Source organism: Oerskovia sp. 140933, from assembly GCF_059651515.1.
Genome location: NZ_JAMXIO010000020.1, coordinates 1 through 19,362, shown reverse-complemented (window position 1 = coordinate 19,362; position 19,362 = coordinate 1). Strand labels below are relative to the sequence as shown.

16 protein-coding genes are annotated in these 19,362 nt (G+C 72.2%); 13 read left to right on the top strand and 3 right to left on the bottom strand.

The features are described 5' to 3' along the window. Positions 1-65: 65 nt before the first annotated feature. A complete protein-coding gene (locus tag NHG27_RS11775; protein ID WP_497016420.1) occupies positions 66-3,599 on the top strand; it encodes a glycosyltransferase in 3,534 nt (1,177 codons plus the stop codon). Positions 3,600-3,604: 5 nt separating this feature from the next. Then, positions 3,605-5,320 (top strand): DUF5719 family protein, encoded by a 1,716-nt coding sequence (locus tag NHG27_RS11770; RefSeq protein WP_497016419.1) that lies wholly within the window; start codon positions 3,605-3,607, stop codon positions 5,318-5,320. Positions 5,321-5,324: 4 nt separating this feature from the next. Here NHG27_RS11770 and NHG27_RS11765 read toward each other — a convergent pair whose 3' ends face one another. Further along, positions 5,325-5,876, bottom strand: coding sequence for a metallopeptidase family protein (locus NHG27_RS11765; RefSeq protein ID WP_497016418.1), 552 nt, complete (start codon positions 5,874-5,876; stop codon positions 5,325-5,327). 117 nt (positions 5,877-5,993) lie between these two features. On the opposite strand from NHG27_RS11765, the gene NHG27_RS11760 reads away from it, so the two are divergent. After that, the gene (locus NHG27_RS11760; protein WP_193718834.1) at positions 5,994-6,347 is read left to right on the top strand and encodes a DUF3499 domain-containing protein; all 354 of its coding nucleotides are present in this window, start codon (positions 5,994-5,996) and stop codon (positions 6,345-6,347) included. Between the two features lie 6 nt (positions 6,348-6,353). Here NHG27_RS11760 and NHG27_RS11755 read toward each other — a convergent pair whose 3' ends face one another. After that, entirely contained in the window at positions 6,354-6,974 is a 621-nt protein-coding gene (locus tag NHG27_RS11755) for a dTDP-4-dehydrorhamnose 3,5-epimerase family protein (protein ID WP_193718833.1), read from the bottom strand. Between the two features lie 113 nt (positions 6,975-7,087). Between NHG27_RS11755 and rfbD the strand changes: the two genes are divergently transcribed. Continuing rightward, positions 7,088-7,948, top strand: coding sequence for a dTDP-4-dehydrorhamnose reductase (gene rfbD, locus NHG27_RS11750; protein WP_497016417.1), 861 nt, complete (start codon positions 7,088-7,090; stop codon positions 7,946-7,948). A 10-nt stretch (positions 7,949-7,958) separates the two neighbouring features. On the opposite strand, the gene rfbA is transcribed toward rfbD, so the two are convergent. Further along, positions 7,959-8,825, bottom strand: a complete 867-nt coding sequence (gene rfbA, locus NHG27_RS11745) for a glucose-1-phosphate thymidylyltransferase RfbA (protein WP_193718831.1) — start codon at positions 8,823-8,825, stop codon at positions 7,959-7,961. Positions 8,826-8,988: 163 nt separating this feature from the next. Here rfbA and rfbB point away from each other — a divergent pair, with 163 nt between their 5' ends. The 9 genes from rfbB (at position 8,989) to NHG27_RS11700 (ending at position 19,271) form a co-directional block, all read left to right on the top strand. Further along, complete coding sequence (gene rfbB, locus NHG27_RS11740) at positions 8,989-9,984, top strand: dTDP-glucose 4,6-dehydratase (protein ID WP_193719012.1); 996 nt, start codon at positions 8,989-8,991, stop codon at positions 9,982-9,984. A 54-nt stretch (positions 9,985-10,038) separates the two neighbouring features. Next, positions 10,039-11,493, top strand: coding sequence for a phosphomannomutase/phosphoglucomutase (locus NHG27_RS11735; RefSeq protein ID WP_193718830.1), 1,455 nt, complete (start codon positions 10,039-10,041; stop codon positions 11,491-11,493). A gap of 203 nt (positions 11,494-11,696) precedes the next feature. Then, positions 11,697-11,900: a Trm112 family protein gene (locus NHG27_RS11730; RefSeq protein WP_193718829.1), complete on the top strand. Its 204-nt coding sequence runs from the start codon at positions 11,697-11,699 to the stop codon at positions 11,898-11,900. A gap of 153 nt (positions 11,901-12,053) precedes the next feature. Then, on the top strand, positions 12,054-12,938 hold the full coding sequence (locus NHG27_RS11725; RefSeq protein WP_227748171.1) for an ABC transporter permease: 885 nt from the start codon (positions 12,054-12,056) through the stop codon (positions 12,936-12,938). Further along, positions 12,931-13,803 (top strand): ABC transporter ATP-binding protein, encoded by an 873-nt coding sequence (locus tag NHG27_RS11720; RefSeq protein WP_497016416.1) that lies wholly within the window; start codon positions 12,931-12,933, stop codon positions 13,801-13,803. The genes NHG27_RS11725 and NHG27_RS11720 overlap by 8 nt, the downstream gene beginning before the upstream one ends. Before the next feature lie 143 nt (positions 13,804-13,946). After that, positions 13,947-15,155, top strand: coding sequence for a CDP-glycerol glycerophosphotransferase family protein (locus tag NHG27_RS11715; RefSeq protein WP_193718826.1), 1,209 nt, complete (start codon positions 13,947-13,949; stop codon positions 15,153-15,155). Beyond that, complete coding sequence (locus NHG27_RS11710; RefSeq protein ID WP_497016415.1) at positions 15,152-15,868, top strand: phosphocholine cytidylyltransferase family protein; 717 nt, start codon at positions 15,152-15,154, stop codon at positions 15,866-15,868. The genes NHG27_RS11715 and NHG27_RS11710 overlap by 4 nt, the downstream gene beginning before the upstream one ends. Next, positions 15,865-17,463: a stealth family protein gene (locus NHG27_RS11705; RefSeq protein WP_497016414.1), complete on the top strand. Its 1,599-nt coding sequence runs from the start codon at positions 15,865-15,867 to the stop codon at positions 17,461-17,463. Before NHG27_RS11710 ends, NHG27_RS11705 begins: the two co-directional genes overlap by 4 nt. Positions 17,464-17,777: 314 nt before the next feature. After that, a complete protein-coding gene (locus tag NHG27_RS11700) occupies positions 17,778-19,271 on the top strand; it encodes a glycosyltransferase family 61 protein (RefSeq protein WP_497016413.1) in 1,494 nt (497 codons plus the stop codon). Positions 19,272-19,362 lie beyond the last annotated feature (91 nt).

The window sequence follows — 19,362 nt, the reverse complement described above, 5'->3', positions numbered from 1 at the left end:
GGCAGACGACCTGCCGTGTCGAGGTCCCACGATCTGCGCGGAGCGCGGGTCATGATGTGGCCAGGATGACTTCTTCAGACACGACCACGGTGACCGGTCCCTTCCACCTGCCAGGTGCGGCGCAGCAGCGCGCACGTGGTGCGACGCCGCAGGTCGCGGCCGCGGTGACGGGATCGATGCCCGCGGTCGTCTCGGTGACCGCGGTGGTCGTGACCCAGGGGCGCACGCGCTACCTGCCGCACACGCTCGAGGCGGTCCGTTCCCAGTCGGTCGTGCCCGATGCCGTGGTCGTCGTCGACGTCGCGGCGTCGCAGGCCATGAGCGAGTATCACGAGCTCCAGCTCGGCGGGGCGAAGTTCCTCGCCGCCCCCCACGCGCGGTCCTTCGGCCAGGCGGTCGACATCGCGCTCGCCTCCCGTGGCACCGAGGCTCCGCCGACCTGGATCTGGCTCCTCCACGACGACTCCGCCCCCGAGCCAGGTGCGCTGGCCGAACAGCTCCGCGCCGTCGAGCACTCCGCCGCCGTGGCGATCGCGGGTGCCAAGCAGCGGCGCTGGGACCTCGACGGCGACTCCGACGGGCTCCTGCTCGAGGTCGGCTTCACGATCTCCCCGCTCGGGCGCAGGATGACCGGGATCGACGAGCACGAGATCGACCAGGGCCAGCACGACGCGCGCGAGGACGTCTTCGCGGTCGGTCTCGCCGGAGCGCTGGTGCGTACGTCGGTCTGGACGACGCTGGGCGGGACGGACCCGGAGTACGGGGTGTTCGGTGACGGGCTCGACCTGTGCCGGCGCGCACGCCTGGCCGGGCACCGGATCGTGGTGGTGCCGCGCGCGGTGGTCCGCCACGCGCAGGCGTCGCTCCTCGACCTGCGCGAGGAGGACTCCCGGGGCGAGGCCGACGACGCCCGTGTCCCGGACGTCGAGGCCTCCTACGGCGCGCGCAGGCGCAGCCACCTGCACTACCGGCTCGTGAGCGTGGCCGCGCCGATGCTCGTGCCCGCGGTGCTCGCCATGATCCTGTGGGCGCCGTTCCAGGCCATGTACCGGCTCGCGATCAAGCGCCCGGCTCAGGCCCGGGACGAGCTCCTGGCGCCGCTCTGGGCGATCCTCCGGGTCCGTGCGGTGGCGCGGTCGCGCAGGTCGGTGCGCCGTACGAGCGTCCTGCCGCGCCGTGCGCTGGCGCCCCTCCAGGGCACGTGGCGCGACGTGCTGGGCGAGCGCAGGGACCACCGGCTTGCCCACGCGGAGGAGCACCGGACCTCGACGGCGCCCACGGACCTCGAGCGGGCGGAGCTGCGGATGCTCGCGCGCCGTCGTCGGGCGATGCTCTCGCTGCTCGTGGCCGGGCTGCTCGCGCTGACGGCCGCGGTCTTCGGTTCCGTCCTGGCGACGCTCGCGGCCGGGGGACGTCTCGTCGGGGGAGCGCTGCTGCCGGCCGGCGGCGACCTGGCGGGCATCTGGCAGGCCGCGACCGGCGGATGGGTCGCGGACGGGTTGGGATCCGCCGCGCCGGCCGATCCGTTCGTGATGTTCCTCCTGCCCCTGGCCGTGCTCGGCGGCGGGGCGTTGCAGCCGGCCGTGGGCGTCCTGGTCGTGCTGTCGTTCGTGGTCGCCGGAACCGGGGCATGGTTCGGTGCAGGGGGCGTGACGCGCTCGGTCTGGCTGCGAGCGTGGGCCGTGCTCGTGTGGATCGCCGCGCCGTCGTTCGTGACGGCTCTCGGCGAGGGGCGGCTGGGTGCCCTCGTCGCGCACGCCGCGCTGCCCTGGGTCGCGCTCGGGATCCTGCGTGCGCTGGGGGTGCATGCCCGCGACGAGCTGGCGCCCGCGCTGCGGCCTCGTGGCGCGGCGCTGCCGAACGGGCGCGGTGCGCTCCGCCGTCGCCGTCAGGGTTCGGTCGGCGCGGCGGCTGCCGCGGGGCTCGCCCTGCTCGTCGCCGTCTCCGGCGCACCGGTCCTGTTCCCGGTCGTCGTCGTGGCGCTGGGCGTGGTGGCGGTGGCCGCGCGCCAGCACCGCCGCTACCTGCTCCTGGTGCTCCTCCCGTCGCTCGTGCTCCTCGCGCCGTACTGGTACCACGTGGCGACGACCTGGACGGCCGGTGGGTGGCGTCTCCTCGCGGCGAGTCCCGGGGTGCCCCTCGCGTCGGACGGGGCGCCGGCGTGGCAGCAGCTCCTCGGCACCCCGGAGGAGAACGCCGCCTGGTTCGGTCTCGAGGACGGGATGCTCGGTCAGGTCGCGCGCCTCGCGCCCCTGGCATCGGGGGTGCTGATCGTCGTCCTCGCCCTGGTCGCGCTCTTCCGTGCTCGGGCTGTCGGGGCGGCCTGCGCCTGGTTCGTCGCCGCGCTGGGTCTGGCTGCGGCCGTCACGACCGGTGCGGTCGAGGTCGCCGTCTCCGGGGACGGGCCGGTCCGTGGCTGGCCCGGCGCGGCGGTCTCGGTCGTCGTCCTGGCGCTGCTGGGGGCCGCGCTGCTCGGTGCGCCCGGGCTGCGGTCCACGCCCCGTCGGGTCGGTCCGGCCGTGGAGCCGGACGGTCCGGCAGCTGCCGCTCCGGCGGCCGACGAGAGCACGAACCGCCGTGGAGCGCCCGCCGGGTGGCGCCTGGGTGGGGTCGCGCTGCTGGCAGTGGTCGGGCTCGCGGTGCCCGTCGTGTCCGTCGTCTCGTGGACGCTGTCCGCGACCGGTCAGCCGGGGGCGGTCGGTGAGCTCGTCGTCGTGTCCGAACCGGTCGTCGCGAAGGTCGGGCAGCAGATGCAGGACTCCGAGCGCGAGGTGCGCGTCCTGTCGCTCGACCTGTCGCCCGAGGGCGTGCTCGAGTACGCGATGCTCCGGGGCGACGGGCCCCAGATGATCGACGCGTCGAGCGTGGTGCAGGGACGGGCCATGACCGACCCCGCCTACGCCCAGGCAGACCTGCCCGCCATCGTCGCCGGGATGGCGACGGGGAGCTCGGCCGGTGCCGCCAAGGAGCTCGCGGACCTGGGGGTCGGCGCGATCGTCCTCCCGGCGCCGGTCGCGCCGGACGGTTCGGAGACCGACGCAGTGGTCCCCGACGCCGTACCCTCCGACCCGGTCACGACGGCCGGCGCCACGGCCGACAGCGGGCGCGAGCGCGCCGAGCTCGTGGCGCGGCTGGACATGGTGCCGGGCCTCGAACGCGTGACGGAGGGGCAGTCGTCGGTGCTGTGGCGGGTGGCCCCGGGGCCCGACGAGTCCGACGCGCCTGCCTGGGCGCGCGTGGTCGACCGCCTGCCCGCCGGGACGGCCGAGGACGCGGACGAGCCCGTCGTGGCCGAGGGATACCTGCCTGCCCGGGACAAGTCGGTCGCGACCCGGGTCGCGGCCGGCGGTCCGGAGCGGGCGATCGTGCTCGCCGAGACCGCGGCCCCGGGCTGGACCGCGACGTTGGACGGCCGCGCGCTCGAGCGCGCCGAGGTCGAGGGCCGTCAGGCGTTCCTCCTCGGCCCCGACGGCGGCACGGTGCGCATCGACTTCGTGCCCGCCCACCGGCTGCCCTGGCTCGTGGCTGCCGGCCTGACCCTGCTGATCTTCGTGCTCCTCGCCGTACCGGTGGGACGTCGTCGGACCGGAACGAGGTAGTGCCCGTGACCACCAGAACATCGAGACCCCGCTCCGTGCTGCGGCGAGCCGCGACGGTCGGCGGCGGGCTGGTCGCGGTCGCTCTCACGGGGGCGGTCGCCGCGATCGGCCAGCCGGCCGGCTTCGGCACCGTCGCCGGGGCGGCGACCGACGTCGAGCAGGTCGAGGCGACGACCCCCGAGCGCGTCCTCGTCTGCCCGGCGCCCGTCCGCCTGGCGGACTCGACGCAGGTGGGGGACGCGCAGTTCGGGGCGGCCCCCGTGGAGACGACGACGGCGCTGCGCGCGGGGCTGGTCGCGGCGGGAGAGGCCCCGGACGTGCCTGGGGGGACGCCGGTGACGCTCACGGGGCTCGACGGGCTGGACGCCGCCCCGCTCGAGCAGGACGGTGACGTCACCGTGGTCTCGTGGGCGGACGTGACCGAGGGGCAGGTCCTGCGGGTCGGCGCGGGGATGCCGGTCGACACCCGGGTCGGGGCGTCCGTGGGGTCGGTCACGACCGCGGGCGACCTGCGGGGGCTCGCGGCGGCGAGCTGCGCCGCCCCGGGCATCGACCAGTGGCTCGTCGGCGGGAGCACCGAGGTGGGGAGCAGCGCGCAGCTCGTGCTCCAGAACCCTGGTCGGACACCCGCGACGGTGCGGCTCAGCGTCTGGGGTCCCGGGGGCCCCGTCGTCCTTAGCGGCGGTGGGCAGTACGTGGTGCCGCCCGGCGGGGAGGTCGTGACGCTGGTGGAGGCGGCCGCGCCCGAGCAGCGGCGGCTCACGGTACGGGTCGAGTCGACGGGAGGGACGGTCGCGGCCCACCTCCAGCACAGCACCCTGGCGGGCCTGGTGCCGCTCGGGATCGACCACGTCGTCCCGGGTGCGGCTCCCGCCCGTGGTCTGGCGGTGGGCTTCACGAGCTCGGGAGAAGCGGTCGACGACGACCTCGCGCCGCAGGTCAGGCTCCTCGCACCCGGTGCGGAGGCGGGCACGGCGACCTTGACCGTCTACGGCGCGGACGGACGGGTACGGGTCCGCGGTGGCGAGCTGGTCGAGCTGGCCCCCGGTGTGGTGACGGACCAGTCGCTCGGCGGGCTGCCGGCGGGGGCGTACACGGTCGTGGTGGACGCGACGGTTCCGGTCGTGGCAGCCGCGGTCGAGTCGCGCGAGGGGGATCCTGCCGAGGAGCTGCTGTCGGAGGATGCTCAGGTCGACCGGGCCTGGATCGCCGCGACCGCGCTGGGGGCCCCCGAGGACGACGAGGAGCCTGCGTCGTCGGGACCGTCCGGTGCGACGCGCGACCGGGGAACGGTCGCCCTCGTGCCGGGCACGTCCAACGTGGTCCGTGTCGGCGCGGTGCCGGTGGAGCGCTCCGAGGAGGTGGACCCCGCGGGGAGCTTCCGGGGCGTCCTGCGTGCCTACGGGACCGACGGCGCCCTGCTCGGGGAGCGGGAGATCGACGTCCCGGCCGGCTCGACGATTGTCGTCGCTGCGCGGACGGTCGGTGACGGGAAGGAGCCGGCCGTCCTGACGCTCGACGCGACGGACGAGGCCGAGGGGCCCGGCCAGGACGGGCCCGTGCCGGTGTGGTCGGTCGTCGCGAGCGCGGGTCCCGCGCTGTCGGGGGCTCGTGACGGCGCGCCCGGGACGTTGGTCTCGGTCCTCCTGCCGGTCCCGCCTGCCGCGAGCCAGGGGACGGTGGAGGTGCGCGCCACGAGGACCGCGGGGCTTCCCCGCTGAGTCCTCAGTGCCCGCCCTGGTACCGGGGGTCGATCTCCTCGGGGGTGCGCGCGAGCATGTGCGCGACCTGCTCGACGACGACGTCGCGCACCAGGTCGGCCAGGTCGTCGTCGTCGAAGGCCCGGGACTCGACGGGGCGACGGTAGACGACGATGCGGGCCGGCTGACCTGCGTCGGCCGGGAAGTAGCGACCCAGCGGCACCCCGGCGTCCTCCCACGGGGCCGGGTCGGAGGGCGGGACGTCCTCGACCGCGAACTCGGTGCCGTGGAGCTGGCGCGACCATGCGCGCTCGAGCAGGCTGATCGTCGCGATCACGTGCTCGTCGAACTTCTCGCCACGGGTCCGGTTCGCGGGGGCCGACGGCGGGAGCAGCGGGCCCCGGATGCCGCGGCCCCGGCGGTCCCGCCGGCGGGGGTGCGGTCCGACGTCGTTGAGGTCGGGCCCGCGCGGCGGGATGCGCAACGACGCGACGAGCGGCGCCGGGGCGTCCGTCGAGGCGCGCTCGGGGCGGCGACGGGAGCCGTGGGGGGCGGGGGAGGGCGAGTGACCGGGCACGTCTCCGAGCCTAGAGGACCCGGGCACGGGTGTCCGGACCCCGCGCCCGTCCCGTTGCGGGCGACCTGCACGGCGTGTATGGCACCGTGACCACCGCTCAGGGCGTAGTGTCAGCCCGTGAGATCCGTCAGACAGTGCTCGCGCACCGCATGCACCCGTGCCTCGGTGGCGACCCTCACCTACGTCTATGCGGACTCGACCGCCGTGCTCGGGCCCCTGGCCCACCTGGCCGAGCCCCACAGCTACGACCTGTGCGCCGAGCACGCCGAACGCCTCACGGCGCCCCGCGGGTGGGAGGTCGTGCGCCTCGCGCAGCACTTCGTCGAGACCGGCCCGAGCGCCGACGACCTCTCGGCGCTCGCGGAGGCGGTCCGCGAGGCGGGTCGTCCGCGCCCGGGCCCGGAGCCCGACGCCGTCACGGAGGTCGCCCGTCGGGGTCACCTCCGCGTGCTGCGCGCCGAGGGCGACTGACGTCGCTCAGGTGGTGCGCAGTGCGGCCACCCAGGCCTGCGTGGTCTCCCACCGGGGGAGCGCGCCGGCACGGAGCGCGGCGGACAGACCGGGGGCCTGCTCGTCCTTGGGCGACAGGATCGGCGTCAGCGGCTGCCCGGCGCGATCGAGTGTCGGCCACGAGATGTCGAGCAGCGGGTCGAGGGGATCGATCCCGTGCTCCCGGTCCGGTGCGTAGCCCGTGGAGCACAGGTACATCACGGTCGACCCGTCCTCGAGCGACATGAAGGCGTGCCCGAGGCCCTCCGAGAGGTAGACCGCGCGGTGGTCGACGTCGTCGAGCAGGACCGTGTCGTGCTGCCCGAACGTGGGCGAACCCGTGCGCAGGTCGACGACCACGTCGAGCACCGCTCCGCGCGGGCACGTCACGTACTTGGCCTGCCCCGGGGGGACGTCCGCGTAGTGCACGCCGCGCAGGACACCGGCGTCCGAGACCGACAGGTTGGCCTGGGCGAGCCCGAAGGTGTGGCCCGTGGCCTCCTGGAAGGAACCCGAGGTGAACCACTCGAGGAAGTACCCGCGGTCGTCGCGGTGCTGTGCAGGAGTCAGGCTCCACGCACCAGGGACGGTCAGTTCTTGTACGAGCACAGGTAACCTTTCGGCAGGCGCGGCCCGGTGGCGGGCCGCAGGATGACGTCGGAGTAGTCCGTCGTCGAGGGTACGTCGTCGACGTGCCTGACCACGGATCGAGAGGGGCACGTGTGCGCTGGGTGGTGACGGGGGCGCGAGGGATGCTCGGCGCCGAGCTCGTGGGGCGGCTCGCCGGCCGCGAGGAGGACGACGTCGTCGCGTACACGCGGGACGAGCTCGACGTCACCGACGCCGCGGCGGTGCTGCGTGCTTCCCAGGGTGCCGACGTGATCGTGAACTGCGCGGCCTACACGGCCGTCGACGCGGCCGAGACGGACGAGGCCCGGGCGGCCGACGTCAACGCCACCGCTCCCGGGGTGCTCGCGGCGGCCGCGCGCGAGGTCGGCGCCCGCCTCGTGCACGTCTCGACGGACTACGTGTTCGGCGCGTCCACCCGGGAGGACGGACCGATCCCGACGACGGCGCCGACCGCGCCCCGCAGCGCCTACGGCCGGACCAAGGAGCAGGGCGAGCGCGCCGTCCGCGCCGCGCACGACGACCACCTGATCGTCCGGACGGGGTGGCTGTACGGGCGCCACGGACGATGCTTCCCGCGCACCATCGCGGCGCTCGCCGCGGACCGGGAGCGCGTGGACGTCGTCGACGACCAGGTCGGACAGCCCACCTGGACACGAGACCTCGCGGACCTCGTGGTTCGGCTCGTCGACGCCGGCGCTCCGTCGGGCACGTATCACGGGACGTCGAGCGGGAAGGCTTCCTGGTTCGAGTTCGCCGCGGAGGTCGCGCGCTCGGCGGGGCTTCCCGACGGCCGGGTGCGCCCCTGCACGAGCGGCGAGTTCCCGCGCCCCGCGGCCCGGCCCGCATGGTCGGTGCTCGCCCACGACGACCTCGAGCGGTCGGGGATCGCGCCGATCGCGGACTGGCGCGACCGGTGGCGGGTGGCGGCTGCGGAGGTCCTGACCGCCTCCTGAGCGCGGGGCGTCACCGGTCGGCGAGGAGGTCCAGGAGGTAGCGGCCGTAGCCGGACTTCTCGAGCGCCCGCCCGCGGGCCGCGAGGTCGTCGTCGGAGAGGAGCCCTCGACGCCACGCGATCTCCTCGGGCGCCCCGACCTTGAGCCCCTGGCGCTGCTCGATCGCCCGGACGTAGTCGCCGGCGTCGTTGAGCGCGTCGAACGTCCCGGTGTCGAGCCAGGCCGTGCCGCGGGGCAGGACCTCGACGTGGAGCCGGCCCTGCTCCAGGTAGTGCCGGTTGACGTCGGTGATCTCGTACTCCCCCCGCGCCGAGGGGCGCAGACCGGCGGCGATCGAGACGGCGTCGGCGTCGTAGAAGTACAGTCCCGGCACCGCGAAGTGGCTCCGCGGCGCGGTGGGCTTCTCGACGAGGGAGACCGCACGGCCGTCGGCGTCGAACTCGACGACCCCGTAGGCCGACGGGTCGGCCACGTGGTACGCGAAGATGGCGCCCCCGTCGACCTGGCCGAACCGCTGGAGCTGGTCGCCGAGGCCGGGCCCGTAGAAGATGTTGTCGCCCAGCACCAGGCCCACCGGCTGCCCGTCGAGGAAGTCCGCGCCGATCACGAGAGCCTGCGCGAGCCCGTCGGGACTCGGCTGGACGGCGAAGCTGATCGAGATGCCGAACTGCGACCCGTCGCCGAGGAGGCGCCGGAACGGCTCGGCCTCGTGCGGGGTCGTGATCACGAGGACCTCCGTGATCCCCGCGAGCATGAGCGTCGAGAGCGGGTAGTAGATCATGGGCTTGTCGTACACGGGCAGGAGCTGCTTGCTGGTGCCGAGCGTGATCGGGTGCAGCCGTGTGCCCGATCCACCGGCGAGAATGATCCCCTTCATCCCGGAAGAGTCCCATGCCTCCTTGCCGGAGTGCACCCGTTGGCGGGTGAAATCGCCTGGTTGCCCGAGGACGGGCCGCGGCTCCGGTTAGGCTGGCCCGCGACGGGACCGCGTGGTCCTGCCCCGCTCCCGCGGGCACCGACTGCCCACCCTGGAGGTCCTCGTGCGTGTCCTGGTGACGGGTGGTGCGGGCTTCATCGGCTCGAGTTTCGTCAGGTCGACCGTCGCCCGGCGCCCCGACGCGCAGGTCACGGTCCTCGACGCCCTCACGTACGCGGGTGACCTGTCGTCGCTGGCGAGCGTGTCCGACGACGTCACGTTCGTCCGGGGGGACGTCGCCGACGCCGACCTCGTCGACGACCTGGTCTCGCGTGCCGACGTGGTGGTGCACTTCGCCGCCGAGTCGCACAACGACAACTCGCTCGTCGACCCGTCGCCCTTCGTCCGGACCAACGTGGTGGGCACGTTCACGCTGCTCGAGGCCGTGCGACGGCACGGCACCCGGTTGCACCACGTCTCGACCGACGAGGTCTACGGCGACCTCGCGCTGGACGACCCGAACCGCTTCACCGAGACCACGGCGTACGAGCCGTCGTCGCCGTACTCGGCCACCAAGGCGTCGAGCGACCTCCTCGTCCGGGCCTGGGTGCGGTCGTTCGGCGTGCACGCCACGATCTCGAACTGCTCGAACAACTACGGCCCGTTCCAGCACGTCGAGAAGTTCATCCCGCGCCAGATCACCGAGCTCATCGAGGGTCGGGCGCCGCGCGTCTACGGGGCCGGTCTCAACGTGCGCGACTGGATCCACGTGGACGACCACAACGAGGCCGTCTGGACCATCATCGAGCGTGGCACCCCGGGGGAGACCTACCTGATCGGCGCCGACGGGGAACGGTCCAACCTCGACGTGGTCCGCGACCTCCTCGCGATCTTCGGACGCGGCGCGGACGAGATCGAGTTCGTGGCCGACCGCGCGGGGCACGACCTGCGCTACGCGATCGACTCGACGCGGCTGCGCACCGAGCTCGGGTGGGAGCCCCGGTTCACCGACCTCGCGGCCGGCCTGGCCTCGACCGTCGACTGGTACCGCGCCAACGAGGCGTGGTGGCGCCCTGCCAAGGTCTCGACCGAGGAGCGCTACGCCCGCACCGGGCAGTAGCCCGAGGGCAGACGTCGGCGTCCTCGTGGCCGCCGACGCGGCTACGCTGAGACCGTGCCCATCGACCTGACCCAGCTCATCAAGGCCTACGACGTCCGCGGTACGGTCCCGGACCAGCTCGACCCGCAGGTCGCCCGCGCGATCGGCGCGGCGTTCGCACGCGTCGTCGCGCTGCCCGAGGCGACCGCGACGGAGGGCGAGCCGGGCGCCCGCCCGCGCGTCGCCGTCGGGCGGGACATGCGCGACAGCGGACCCGGACTGGTCGACGCGTTCGCCCAGGGGCTCGCCGACGCCGGCGTGGACGTGCTGCTGATCGGGCAGTGCTCGACCGACGGGCTCTACTACGCGTCGGGTGCGCTGGGCGTCCCGGGCGCGATGTTCACGGCCTCGCACAACCCCGCGCGCTACAACGGCATCAAGCTGTGCCGTGCGGGCGCCCGCCCCGTGGGCCAGGACTCCGGGCTCGTCACGGTGCGCGACCTGGCGCAGGAGTACCTCGACGGCGAGCTCCCCGCACCCGTCGCCGACCGCGGGGAGATCACCGAGCGCGACATGCTCGCGGACTACGCGGCGTTCCTGCGCTCGCTCGTCGACCTGCGGGGCATCCGGCCCCTCAAGGTCGTGATCGACGCGGGCAACGGGATGGGCGGCCTCACGGCCCCCGCCGTGCTGGGGACCGCGGCCGGGCTCGAGGCCCTGCCGCTCGACATCGTCCCCCTGTACTTCGAGCTGGACGGGACGTTCCCGAACCACGAGGCCAACCCGCTCGACCCCAAGAACCTGGTGGACCTGCAGGCCGCGGTCGTCGAGCACGACGCGGACCTGGGGCTCGCGTTCGACGGCGACGCCGACCGCTGCTTCGTGATCGACGAGCACGGCGACCCCGTCTCCCCGTCCGCGATCACCGCCCTCGTGGGGCTGCGGGAGGTCGAGCGTGAGCTCGCCGCCGGTCGCGTCCCGACGATCATCCACAACCTCATCACCTCGCGCGCCGTCCCGGACTTCATGTCCGCCGCGGGGGCGAAGGTCGTGCGGACGCGCGTGGGGCACTCCTTCATCAAGGCGCAGATGGCCGACCACGACGCGGTGTTCGGCGGCGAGCACAGCGCCCACTACTACTTCCGCGACTTCTTCTTCGCCGACACGGGCATGCTGGCGGCCATGCACGTGCTCGCAGCCCTGGGCGGCCAGCAGCACCCCCTGTCGGCGCTCGGCGAGGTCTACGAGCCCTACTCCGCGAGCGGGGAGATCAACTCCGAGGTCGAGGACGTCCCGGCCGCCCGCGCCCGCGTGGTCCAGGCCTACGTGACCGAGCAGGGCGCCGGGCCGGTCGAGGTCGACGAGCTCGACGGCCTCACGGTCTCCCACTGGGACTCCCACCCGCAGTGGTGGTTCAACCTGCGTGCGTCCAACACGGAGCCGCTCCTGCGGCTCAACGTCGAGGCCGCCGACGAGGACATCATGGAGAAGGTGCGCGACGACGTCCTGTCGCTCGTGCGCGAGGGCTGAGCGCGGAGGAGCGCCCGTCTCGACGACGCCCGGCCCGTGGCGCCCGACCCGCCGTCGGTGCGCCCGGGACCGCTCGTCCCGCGACCGCGCCACCCGCAGGCCTTGCCGGATCCGGCCACCGCGCGCCGGTGCTGCTCCCCGGAGCGCCTAGACTGGCACCGGCCTGCGGCCGGACCGCGGATCACTACCCGAAGGAGAACGCCATGGGCGTGCAGATCGACGCGTGGGTGCGAGAGTCCTTGCGCTGCCCCGTGACGGGCGCGACGCTCGTCGACGGGACCGGGCCGGACCAGGGACCGGAGCTCTGGTCGACGGACCCCGACCGACCGCTGGCCTACCCCGTGCGTGACGGGATCCCCGTCCTCCTCGAGGCGGAAGCCCGACCCCTCACCGCCCAGCCCCACTGACGAGACCTTCCACCGTCCTCGACGGTCGATGACGAGCTGGACGACAGCAGAAGAGGAAATGCACGTCCTATGACCGTTCCACCGTCGGGTTCCACCCGGTCCGATGCGGGCCCGACCTCGGCTGCGCTCGTGCCGCCACCGTTGGAGAACCGCTTGGCGGACGCACCCCGGTACGCGGCGCTGCACGGGCTCGCGCCCGTCGGCACCAGACCGCCTCTGAGGACCTATGTCCGCGACCTCTGGGGCAAGCGGGCCTTCATCCGCGTGCTCGCCACCTCGAAGGCGTACGCCGAGAACCAGACGACGTACCTCGGGCAGCTCTGGACGATCCTCAACCCGTTGCTCAACGCGATCGTGTACATCGCGATCTTCGGGTTCCTGATGGGGGCGCGCGCCGGCACCGAGAACGTCATCGCGTTCATCGTCGTGGGAACGTTCATCTTCCGCTTCTTCGACGCGTCCGTCAGCGCGGGCAGCCGGTCCATCACGGGCAACGCGAGCCTCGTCCGGTCGCTGCGCTTCCCCCGCGCCGTGCTGCCAGTCGCCGGGGTCCTCGCGCAGCTGGCCACCCTCCTGCCCGCGCTCGTGGTGATGTGCGTGGTCGTCCTGGTGAGCCAGCTCGTCCCGGGGATGGGAGCCGTCCCCCTGGGATGGAGATGGCTGCTCCTCGCCCCGGCCGTCGGCCTCCTGTGGGTGTTCAGCACAGGCTGCGCGTTCATCGCCGGCCGCCTCGTGGCCGTCGCTCCCGACGTCGCGAACGTGATCCCGTTCGTCATGCGGTTCGTGATGTACGGCTCGGGCGTCATCTTCAGCATCGACAGCTACGTCTCGTCGGAGAGCTCGCCAGCACTGTATGCGATCCTGACCTACCAGCCGGTGGCCGTGTACCTCGACCTGGCGCGTTCCGCGATCCTGAACGAACCCTCGATCACGACCGACCCCGTGACGTGGATCGTCGGGGCCGGATGGGCGCTCGTGGCGCTCGTCGGCGGGTTCACGTACTTCTGGCGAGGAGAGGAGAGGTACGGACGTGACTGACGAGATCGATTTCGAGGTCGATGCCGAGGACCTCGACCAGGTCGCGACGCAGAAGGAGGTCGGCGAGCCGTCGCTCGTGGTCGACGATCTCTCGGTCACCTATCGGATCGTCGGAGGGGGCCACGCTCCCACAGAGACGGCGGGATCGCTCCTGCGTCGCGTCGTGGGACGGGGACGCCAGCACGTCGGCGCGGTGCACGAGGTCAAGGCCATCCGCAACGTGTCCTTCGTCGCGCGACAGGGCGAGGCCATCGGGATCCTCGGGATCAACGGCTCAGGCAAGAGCACGCTGCTCCGTGCGATCGCCGGCCTGGTGCCCTCGAGCGGAGGGTCGGTGTACTCGGTGGGCGCGCCGTCGCTCCTCGGTGTCAACGCCGTCCTGATGAGCCAGCTCAGCGGCGAGCGCAACATCATGGTGGGCGGCCTGGCCATGGGGCTGAGCCCCAAGGAGGTGAACGCCCGGTTCGACGACATCGTCGAGTTCTCGGGCATCGGCGACTCCGTGTACCTCCCGATGCGCACCTACTCCTCGGGGATGGCGGCACGGCTCCGGTTCGCGATCTCGGCCGCGGCGACCCCGGACATCCTCATGATCGACGAGGCCCTCGCGACGGGGGACGCCGACTTCCGGCAGCGGAGCAAGGAACGCATGGACGCGATCCGCGACCACGCCTCGACGGTCTTCCTCGTGAGCCACTCGATCGCCACCGTCGCGAGCATGTGCACGCGCGCGATGTGGCTCGACCACGGGCGACTCGTCATGGACGGGCCGGTCGGCGACGTGACGGCTGCCTACGCGGAGTTCATCCGTGCCAAGCACCGGGAACGTGACGCGGCGCGTGGCGAGCAGGCCTCGGGCCACTGAGAAATACCGGACTGTCGGTACCATCTTCCCGTACATCGTCCTGCGGACAGCACCCCCAGCGAAGGAATGACATGGTCACCAAGGCGCGAGGAACGAGCCTTCGCCGCACCGTCCGACGAGCCGGCGGAAAGATCGTCCGCAGGTTGGCACTGCTCCCCGGAGGGATGCCCGACGGCCTGGGACAGGACGACGAGCTGTTGGGGACGACGCTCGAGCAGACCGTCATGGTCTACTTCGCCGACACGCCGGACGCCCTGTACCAGATCGAGCAGTGGTACCCGACCTTCCGGGCGCTCGACGCGAAGCACCCCGTGGTCATCGTCCTCAAGGACTCACGGACCGCACGCGCCGTCCGTGCCAAGGTCAACCTCCCGGTGATCGTGGTCGCCCGCTACACGACGATCGACGACCTCCTGTCCAGGAGCTCCGTCAAGCTCGCCCTGTACGTCAACCACAACCCGGAGAACTTCTCCAACCTGCGGTTCGGGCAGCTGGTGCACGTCTCGTTGATGCACGGCGACAGCGACAAGACGGTCACCGTCTCCAACCAGACCAAGGCCTACGACTTCTCCTTCGTCGCCGGCCAGGCCGCGATCGACAGGATGGCCACGTACTCGGCGTTGTACGACGCCGCGAGCCGGTGCATCGCCGTCGGGAGGCCTCAGGTCGACGAGCAGACGCTGCAGCGTCAGGCGGTCATGGCCGCTGCCGAGACCAGCTCTCGCAGGACGGTCCTCTACGCCCCGACGTGGGAGGGTGCGCAACCCTCGGCGGCGTACGGCTCGGTCGAGTCGCACGGCCCCGGGCTGGTCCGCGCGCTGCTCGAGGACGGTCGCTACCGCGTCGTCTACCGCCCCCACCCGCTCACGGGGGTCCGGCTGTCGACCTACGGGGACGCCGACCGTGCGATCCGGGCCCTGATCGAGGCTGCCGCCGACGCGTCGCCCACCGCTGGGCACCGCGTCGACGTGGGCGTCGAGGTCGCCACGTCGTTCGCCTCCGGGGACGTCCTGGTGTGCGACGTCTCAGGCGTCGCCATGGACTGGCTCCCGTCGGGGAAGCCGCTCGTCGTCACGCGGCCCGTCGGAGAGGAAGCGCTCATCGCGCGCACCCCCCTGACGGAACTCGTGCCCTCGCTCGAGGCACAGGACGTCGACGCGGCCGTGGACCTGCTGACGCAGCAGCTCGAGAACGACCCGCTCGTGGCGGAGCGGGCGCGCCTCACCGAGTACTACCTCGGTGACATCACTCCCGGAGCCTCGACGCGTCGCTTCGTCGAGGCCTGCGACCACCTCATCGAGGTCCGCGACCAGGAGATGGATCGCATCGCCCTGGCGAGGGCAGGCCGTTGACGGCGCCCTCCGAGCGCGACGACCTCCAGGTCGTCGTCCTCGCCGCAGGCATGGGGACGAGGCTCGGCGGCGCAGCCCCCAAGCCGCTGACCCCGCTGCGGGACGGTCGGACGATCCTCGCGCAGCAGCTCGAGAACGTGCGCATGGCGTTCGGACCCGACGCCCAGGTCATGCTGGTCGTGGGGTTCAAGCACGAGCTCCTCATGGAGGCCGCCCCCGACGTGGCCTTCGCCTACAACGAGGTCTACGACCGGACCAACACGTCGAAGAGCCTGCTCAAGGCCATGAAGGCCACGGGCAGCCGACCGGTCCTCTGGATGAACGGCGACGTCGTCTTCCATCCGGACGTGCTCCGCCGTGTCATCCCGCTGGTCGAGCAGCAGACCTCGTTCGTGTGCGTGAACACGGCCCAGGTGGGCGACGAGGAGGTCAAGTACACGGTCGACGGGGCCGGCGGGGTCGCTCAGCTCTCCAAGCAGGTCGTGGACGGGCTGGGCGAGGCCGTCGGCATCAACTTCGTCGCGTCGTCGGGGAAGGCGGCGCTGATCGCGCGCCTCGACGAGGCCGACGACACGGACTATTTCGAGCGGGGCATCGAGGTCGCGATCGCGGCCGACGGCCTCAGGTTCGTCCCGGTGGACATCAGCGACCTGTACGCGGTCGAGATCGACTTCTCGGAAGACCTCGTGCGCGCGAACGAGTTCATCGAATGAGTCTTCGGACCGCGATCGGGCACCGTCTCCCCATCTCGACCCGGCTCTTCCTCTCGCGGCTGCTGCACGGCGAGCTCACGTGGCAGGTGCGTGCCGCCGGCCGCGGCGGGGCGTCGCAGGTCGTCGACCGCTTCGACCACCGGGAGGTGGTCGAGGAGAACGTCGCACTCGTGAGCGCCGCTCTCGTCGCCGCGGGCGTCGAGCACGTCGTGCTGCCGCACCACCGAGGGGTCGACCGGAAGATCGCCGTGCCCGCGGAGAGCGCGGGTGCCGTGCTCTCGGCCCTGGGCACGCTCGTCTCCTCGGGGACGTGGCGGGCCGTCGGGCCCGACGGCGGTACGGTCGACGCGGCCAAGGTCCTGCGCAGGACGTCCGTTCGCGAACCTCTCCGCAGGCTGTCGCTGTTCCGGGTCCTGAGCGCCCCGTCGGGCAGGGACCTGACCGACGCCGCGTCCGCGGTCGTCGTCGAGGGGTGGAAGCTCGCGAGCACGGGCCTCGCCCGTGCCGACGGTGGCGAGCACGTGGAGGGCACCCGGATCGCTCCCGAGGGCAACACGGTCGTCCGGTACCTCACGCCGAGCAGGTGGGCCGCCGCTCAGAGCTCGCCCGGACGGTGGCCGGGTTCGCAGCTGGCCCGGCTCGGGGACGTCGCGGGGCCCGTCGACCTCGTCTACACCTGGGTCGACGGCGCCGACCCCGAGTGGCTCGCACGGAAGGACCGGGCGCTCCACGGCGTCGGGGCCGGGCAGCTCAACGAGACGGCGGTGTCGGACTCGCGCTTCGCGTCGCGGGACGAGCTGAGGTACTCGTTGCGGTCGGTCGAGATGTACGCGAGCTGGGTCCGCAACGTCTACATCGTCACGGACCGGCAGGTGCCCGCCTGGCTCGACACGTCGAACCCGCGCGTGCGCGTCGTCGACCACCGGGAGATCTTCACGGACCCGACCAGGCTCCCGGTCTTCAACTCGCATGCGATCGAGTCCCAGCTCCATCACATCGACGGCTTGTCGGACCGCTACCTGTACATGAACGACGACATCTTCTTCGGGCGTCCCACGTCACCGGAGCTCTTCTTCGAGGGGGACGGCCTGACCCGGTTCTTCCTCTCGACCGCGGTCCTCGACCTGGACCCGCCCGGCCCACGAGACCTGCCCGTGCTGTCGGCTGCCAAGCAGAACCGAGAGCTCGTCGAGCGGACGTTCGGACGGACCATCACGCAGAAGTTCAAGCACACCCCTCACCCTCAGAGCAGGGCAGTGCTGGACGAGATGGAGGAGAGGTTCCCGGAGATCTTCGAGGCCGCCTCCGCGTCGAGGTTCCGTCACCCGGAGGACCACTCGATCGCCTCGGCGCTCCACCACTACTACGCCTACGCGACGGCTCGGGCCGTCCCGGGGGACGTCTCGTACGTCTACCAGGACATCGCGCGCCCCGAGGCCGTCCTGACCTTCAACCGCCTGCGCCGCCTCCGCGACGTCGACGTGTTCTGCCTGAACGACACCGACGGCACCGTCGGATCACCGAAGGAGCGATCCATGGTCGACCTGCTCGACGAGCTCTTCCCCCTGCCGAGCCGATTCGAGCGCACCGCGTGACCCGGCTCGCTGCGGCACTGCGCAGGGTCGTGTCGCGCCCGACCGTGCCGACGAAGCCCCCTTCGCTCGACGAGATCGGTCGAGCGCTCGACCTCGACCAGTCGTCGCTCGGGCACGACCACCTCAGGCACTACGAGTCCGCCCTGGAGGACCTGGGCAGGTCGCCGCGCTCGATCGTCGTCGTCGCGGGTCGGCACCCGCGGGCCACCGGCCTCGCGTTCGCCCGACGCTATCCGCAGGCCGACGTGCACGTCCTGAGCTTCGTGCCCGGTGCCGTGCGACCCGGCGACCCGGCGACGTTGCGTGTGCAGCCGGTGGAGGACGTCGACGGGGTCCTCGACGCGCTGGCGGGCATCGCCGACATCGACCTGCTCGTCGACGACGGGCGCCACCTGAAGTCGGAGAAGAGGCGCCTGCTGCGCGAGTGCCTCTTCGCGGTGGCCGACGGCGGCGTGTACGCGGTCGAGGACCTCCACGGACTGACGATCGATTCCATGGTCGACATCCCCGGCGAGGATGTGCTCGGCTTGGTGCAGCGGATCCAGCGAGTCAAGGTCGACCTCAGTTTGGTCGACACCCCGCCTCGTGGCGACGCGGAAGCGCTCGCGGCGGCGATGCGTGCGTCCGTCTTCTACCCGAGACTTCTGCTCCTGACGAAGGAGGGCGAGCACCTGGCCAAGGTGCGCGAGGACACGCCCCTCGAGCCGATTGTTCGCGGACGGCGCGGGGGGTGGCTCGAGGAACGTCGGGTCGAGGAGTCCTTCGACTTCCAGACCAGGGTGAACGTGACAACCAACCGTCCCGACCTAGGGCGACACTTCGTCGGGTCGATCCAGGTTCCCGAGCGGCGCGTGCGGACCTACGCAGGAGTCGCAGCAGCGCCGCGGCTTCTGCGGGTCCACGACGGCTTGGCCCTGCCCGAGACATTTCGTCTGTATCGTCATGCGCGTATCCGGTCGGATCAGCTCCTCGACACAAGCCCTCGGTATGTGCAGCTCCGGGGTGGCATGGGCGAACTCGAGCCCCTCGCTGGCACCTACTACGACCTGGACAGCGAGGTCTCGAAGGTCTTCGGGCATCTCGTTACCGAGGTGGTCTCGAAGCTCTGGGGCTGGCGGGATGCCCTGGACGAGCATCCCGACCTCAAGGCCCTCGTGTCGCCGTCCGACGGCACGTCGACGCTCCCGAGGTGGTTCGTCGACATGCTCGACGCCTACGGGATCGGCGAAGACAGGATCGAGGTGCTCGATCGACCCCGCCGGGTCGAGCGCCTCGTGAGCGTCACCCCCCTCTTCTCGAACCCGAGCGTTGTACATCCCCACATCCGCGGGACCTGGCACGATCTCCGTGACAGCCTGCTGACGCGGTCGAGCAGCCAGGACCTGCCGCGCCGGTTCTTCGTCGGCCGGGCCGAGACTCTCACGCGGCAGTGCCACAACGGTCGTGAGGTCGAGGCGCTCTTCGCCAGGCACGGTTTCGTCAAGGTGTTCCCCGAGCGGTTGAGCATCCCTGACCAGGCGGCGCTCTTCGCCGGGGCCGAGGCTATCGCTGGATACGGAGGCAGCGGCATGCTCTCCTCGATCTTCGCGCGCGACGATATCCCTCGGTTCGTGATCTCGCCCGAGGGCTACGACGCGATGAATGAATACCTCATCGCCGCTGCCCAGGGGGGGAGCCTTCACTACTACTACTGCCCGGCTGACGTCCCGCGGAAACGTACCTGGTCGAGAAGCGCCTACTACTCGGACTTCACGTTCGACGTCGAGAAGGACGGGCCGGACCTCGCCGAGCGGTTGGCCGCGCTCTAGGTGTACTGACCCGTTGCGTTGTTGATTCGGTCGATGGGTCGTAGGCCGCCGATGCCGAGGTGGGGTCGTTCCAGGTTGTAGTGGTTGAGCC

Coding starts and splice junctions, on each gene's coding strand:
- NHG27_RS11730 (WP_193718829.1), top strand. CDS start 11,697: ATGGGCGTGCAGATCGACGCGTGGGTGCGAGAGTCCTTGCGCTGCCCC.
- NHG27_RS11775 (WP_497016420.1), top strand. CDS start 66: ATGACTTCTTCAGACACGACCACGGTGACCGGTCCCTTCCACCTGCCA.
- NHG27_RS11705 (WP_497016414.1), top strand. CDS start 15,865: ATGAGTCTTCGGACCGCGATCGGGCACCGTCTCCCCATCTCGACCCGG.
- rfbA (WP_193718831.1), bottom strand. CDS start 8,825: ATGAAGGGGATCATTCTCGCCGGTGGATCGGGCACACGGCTGCACCCG.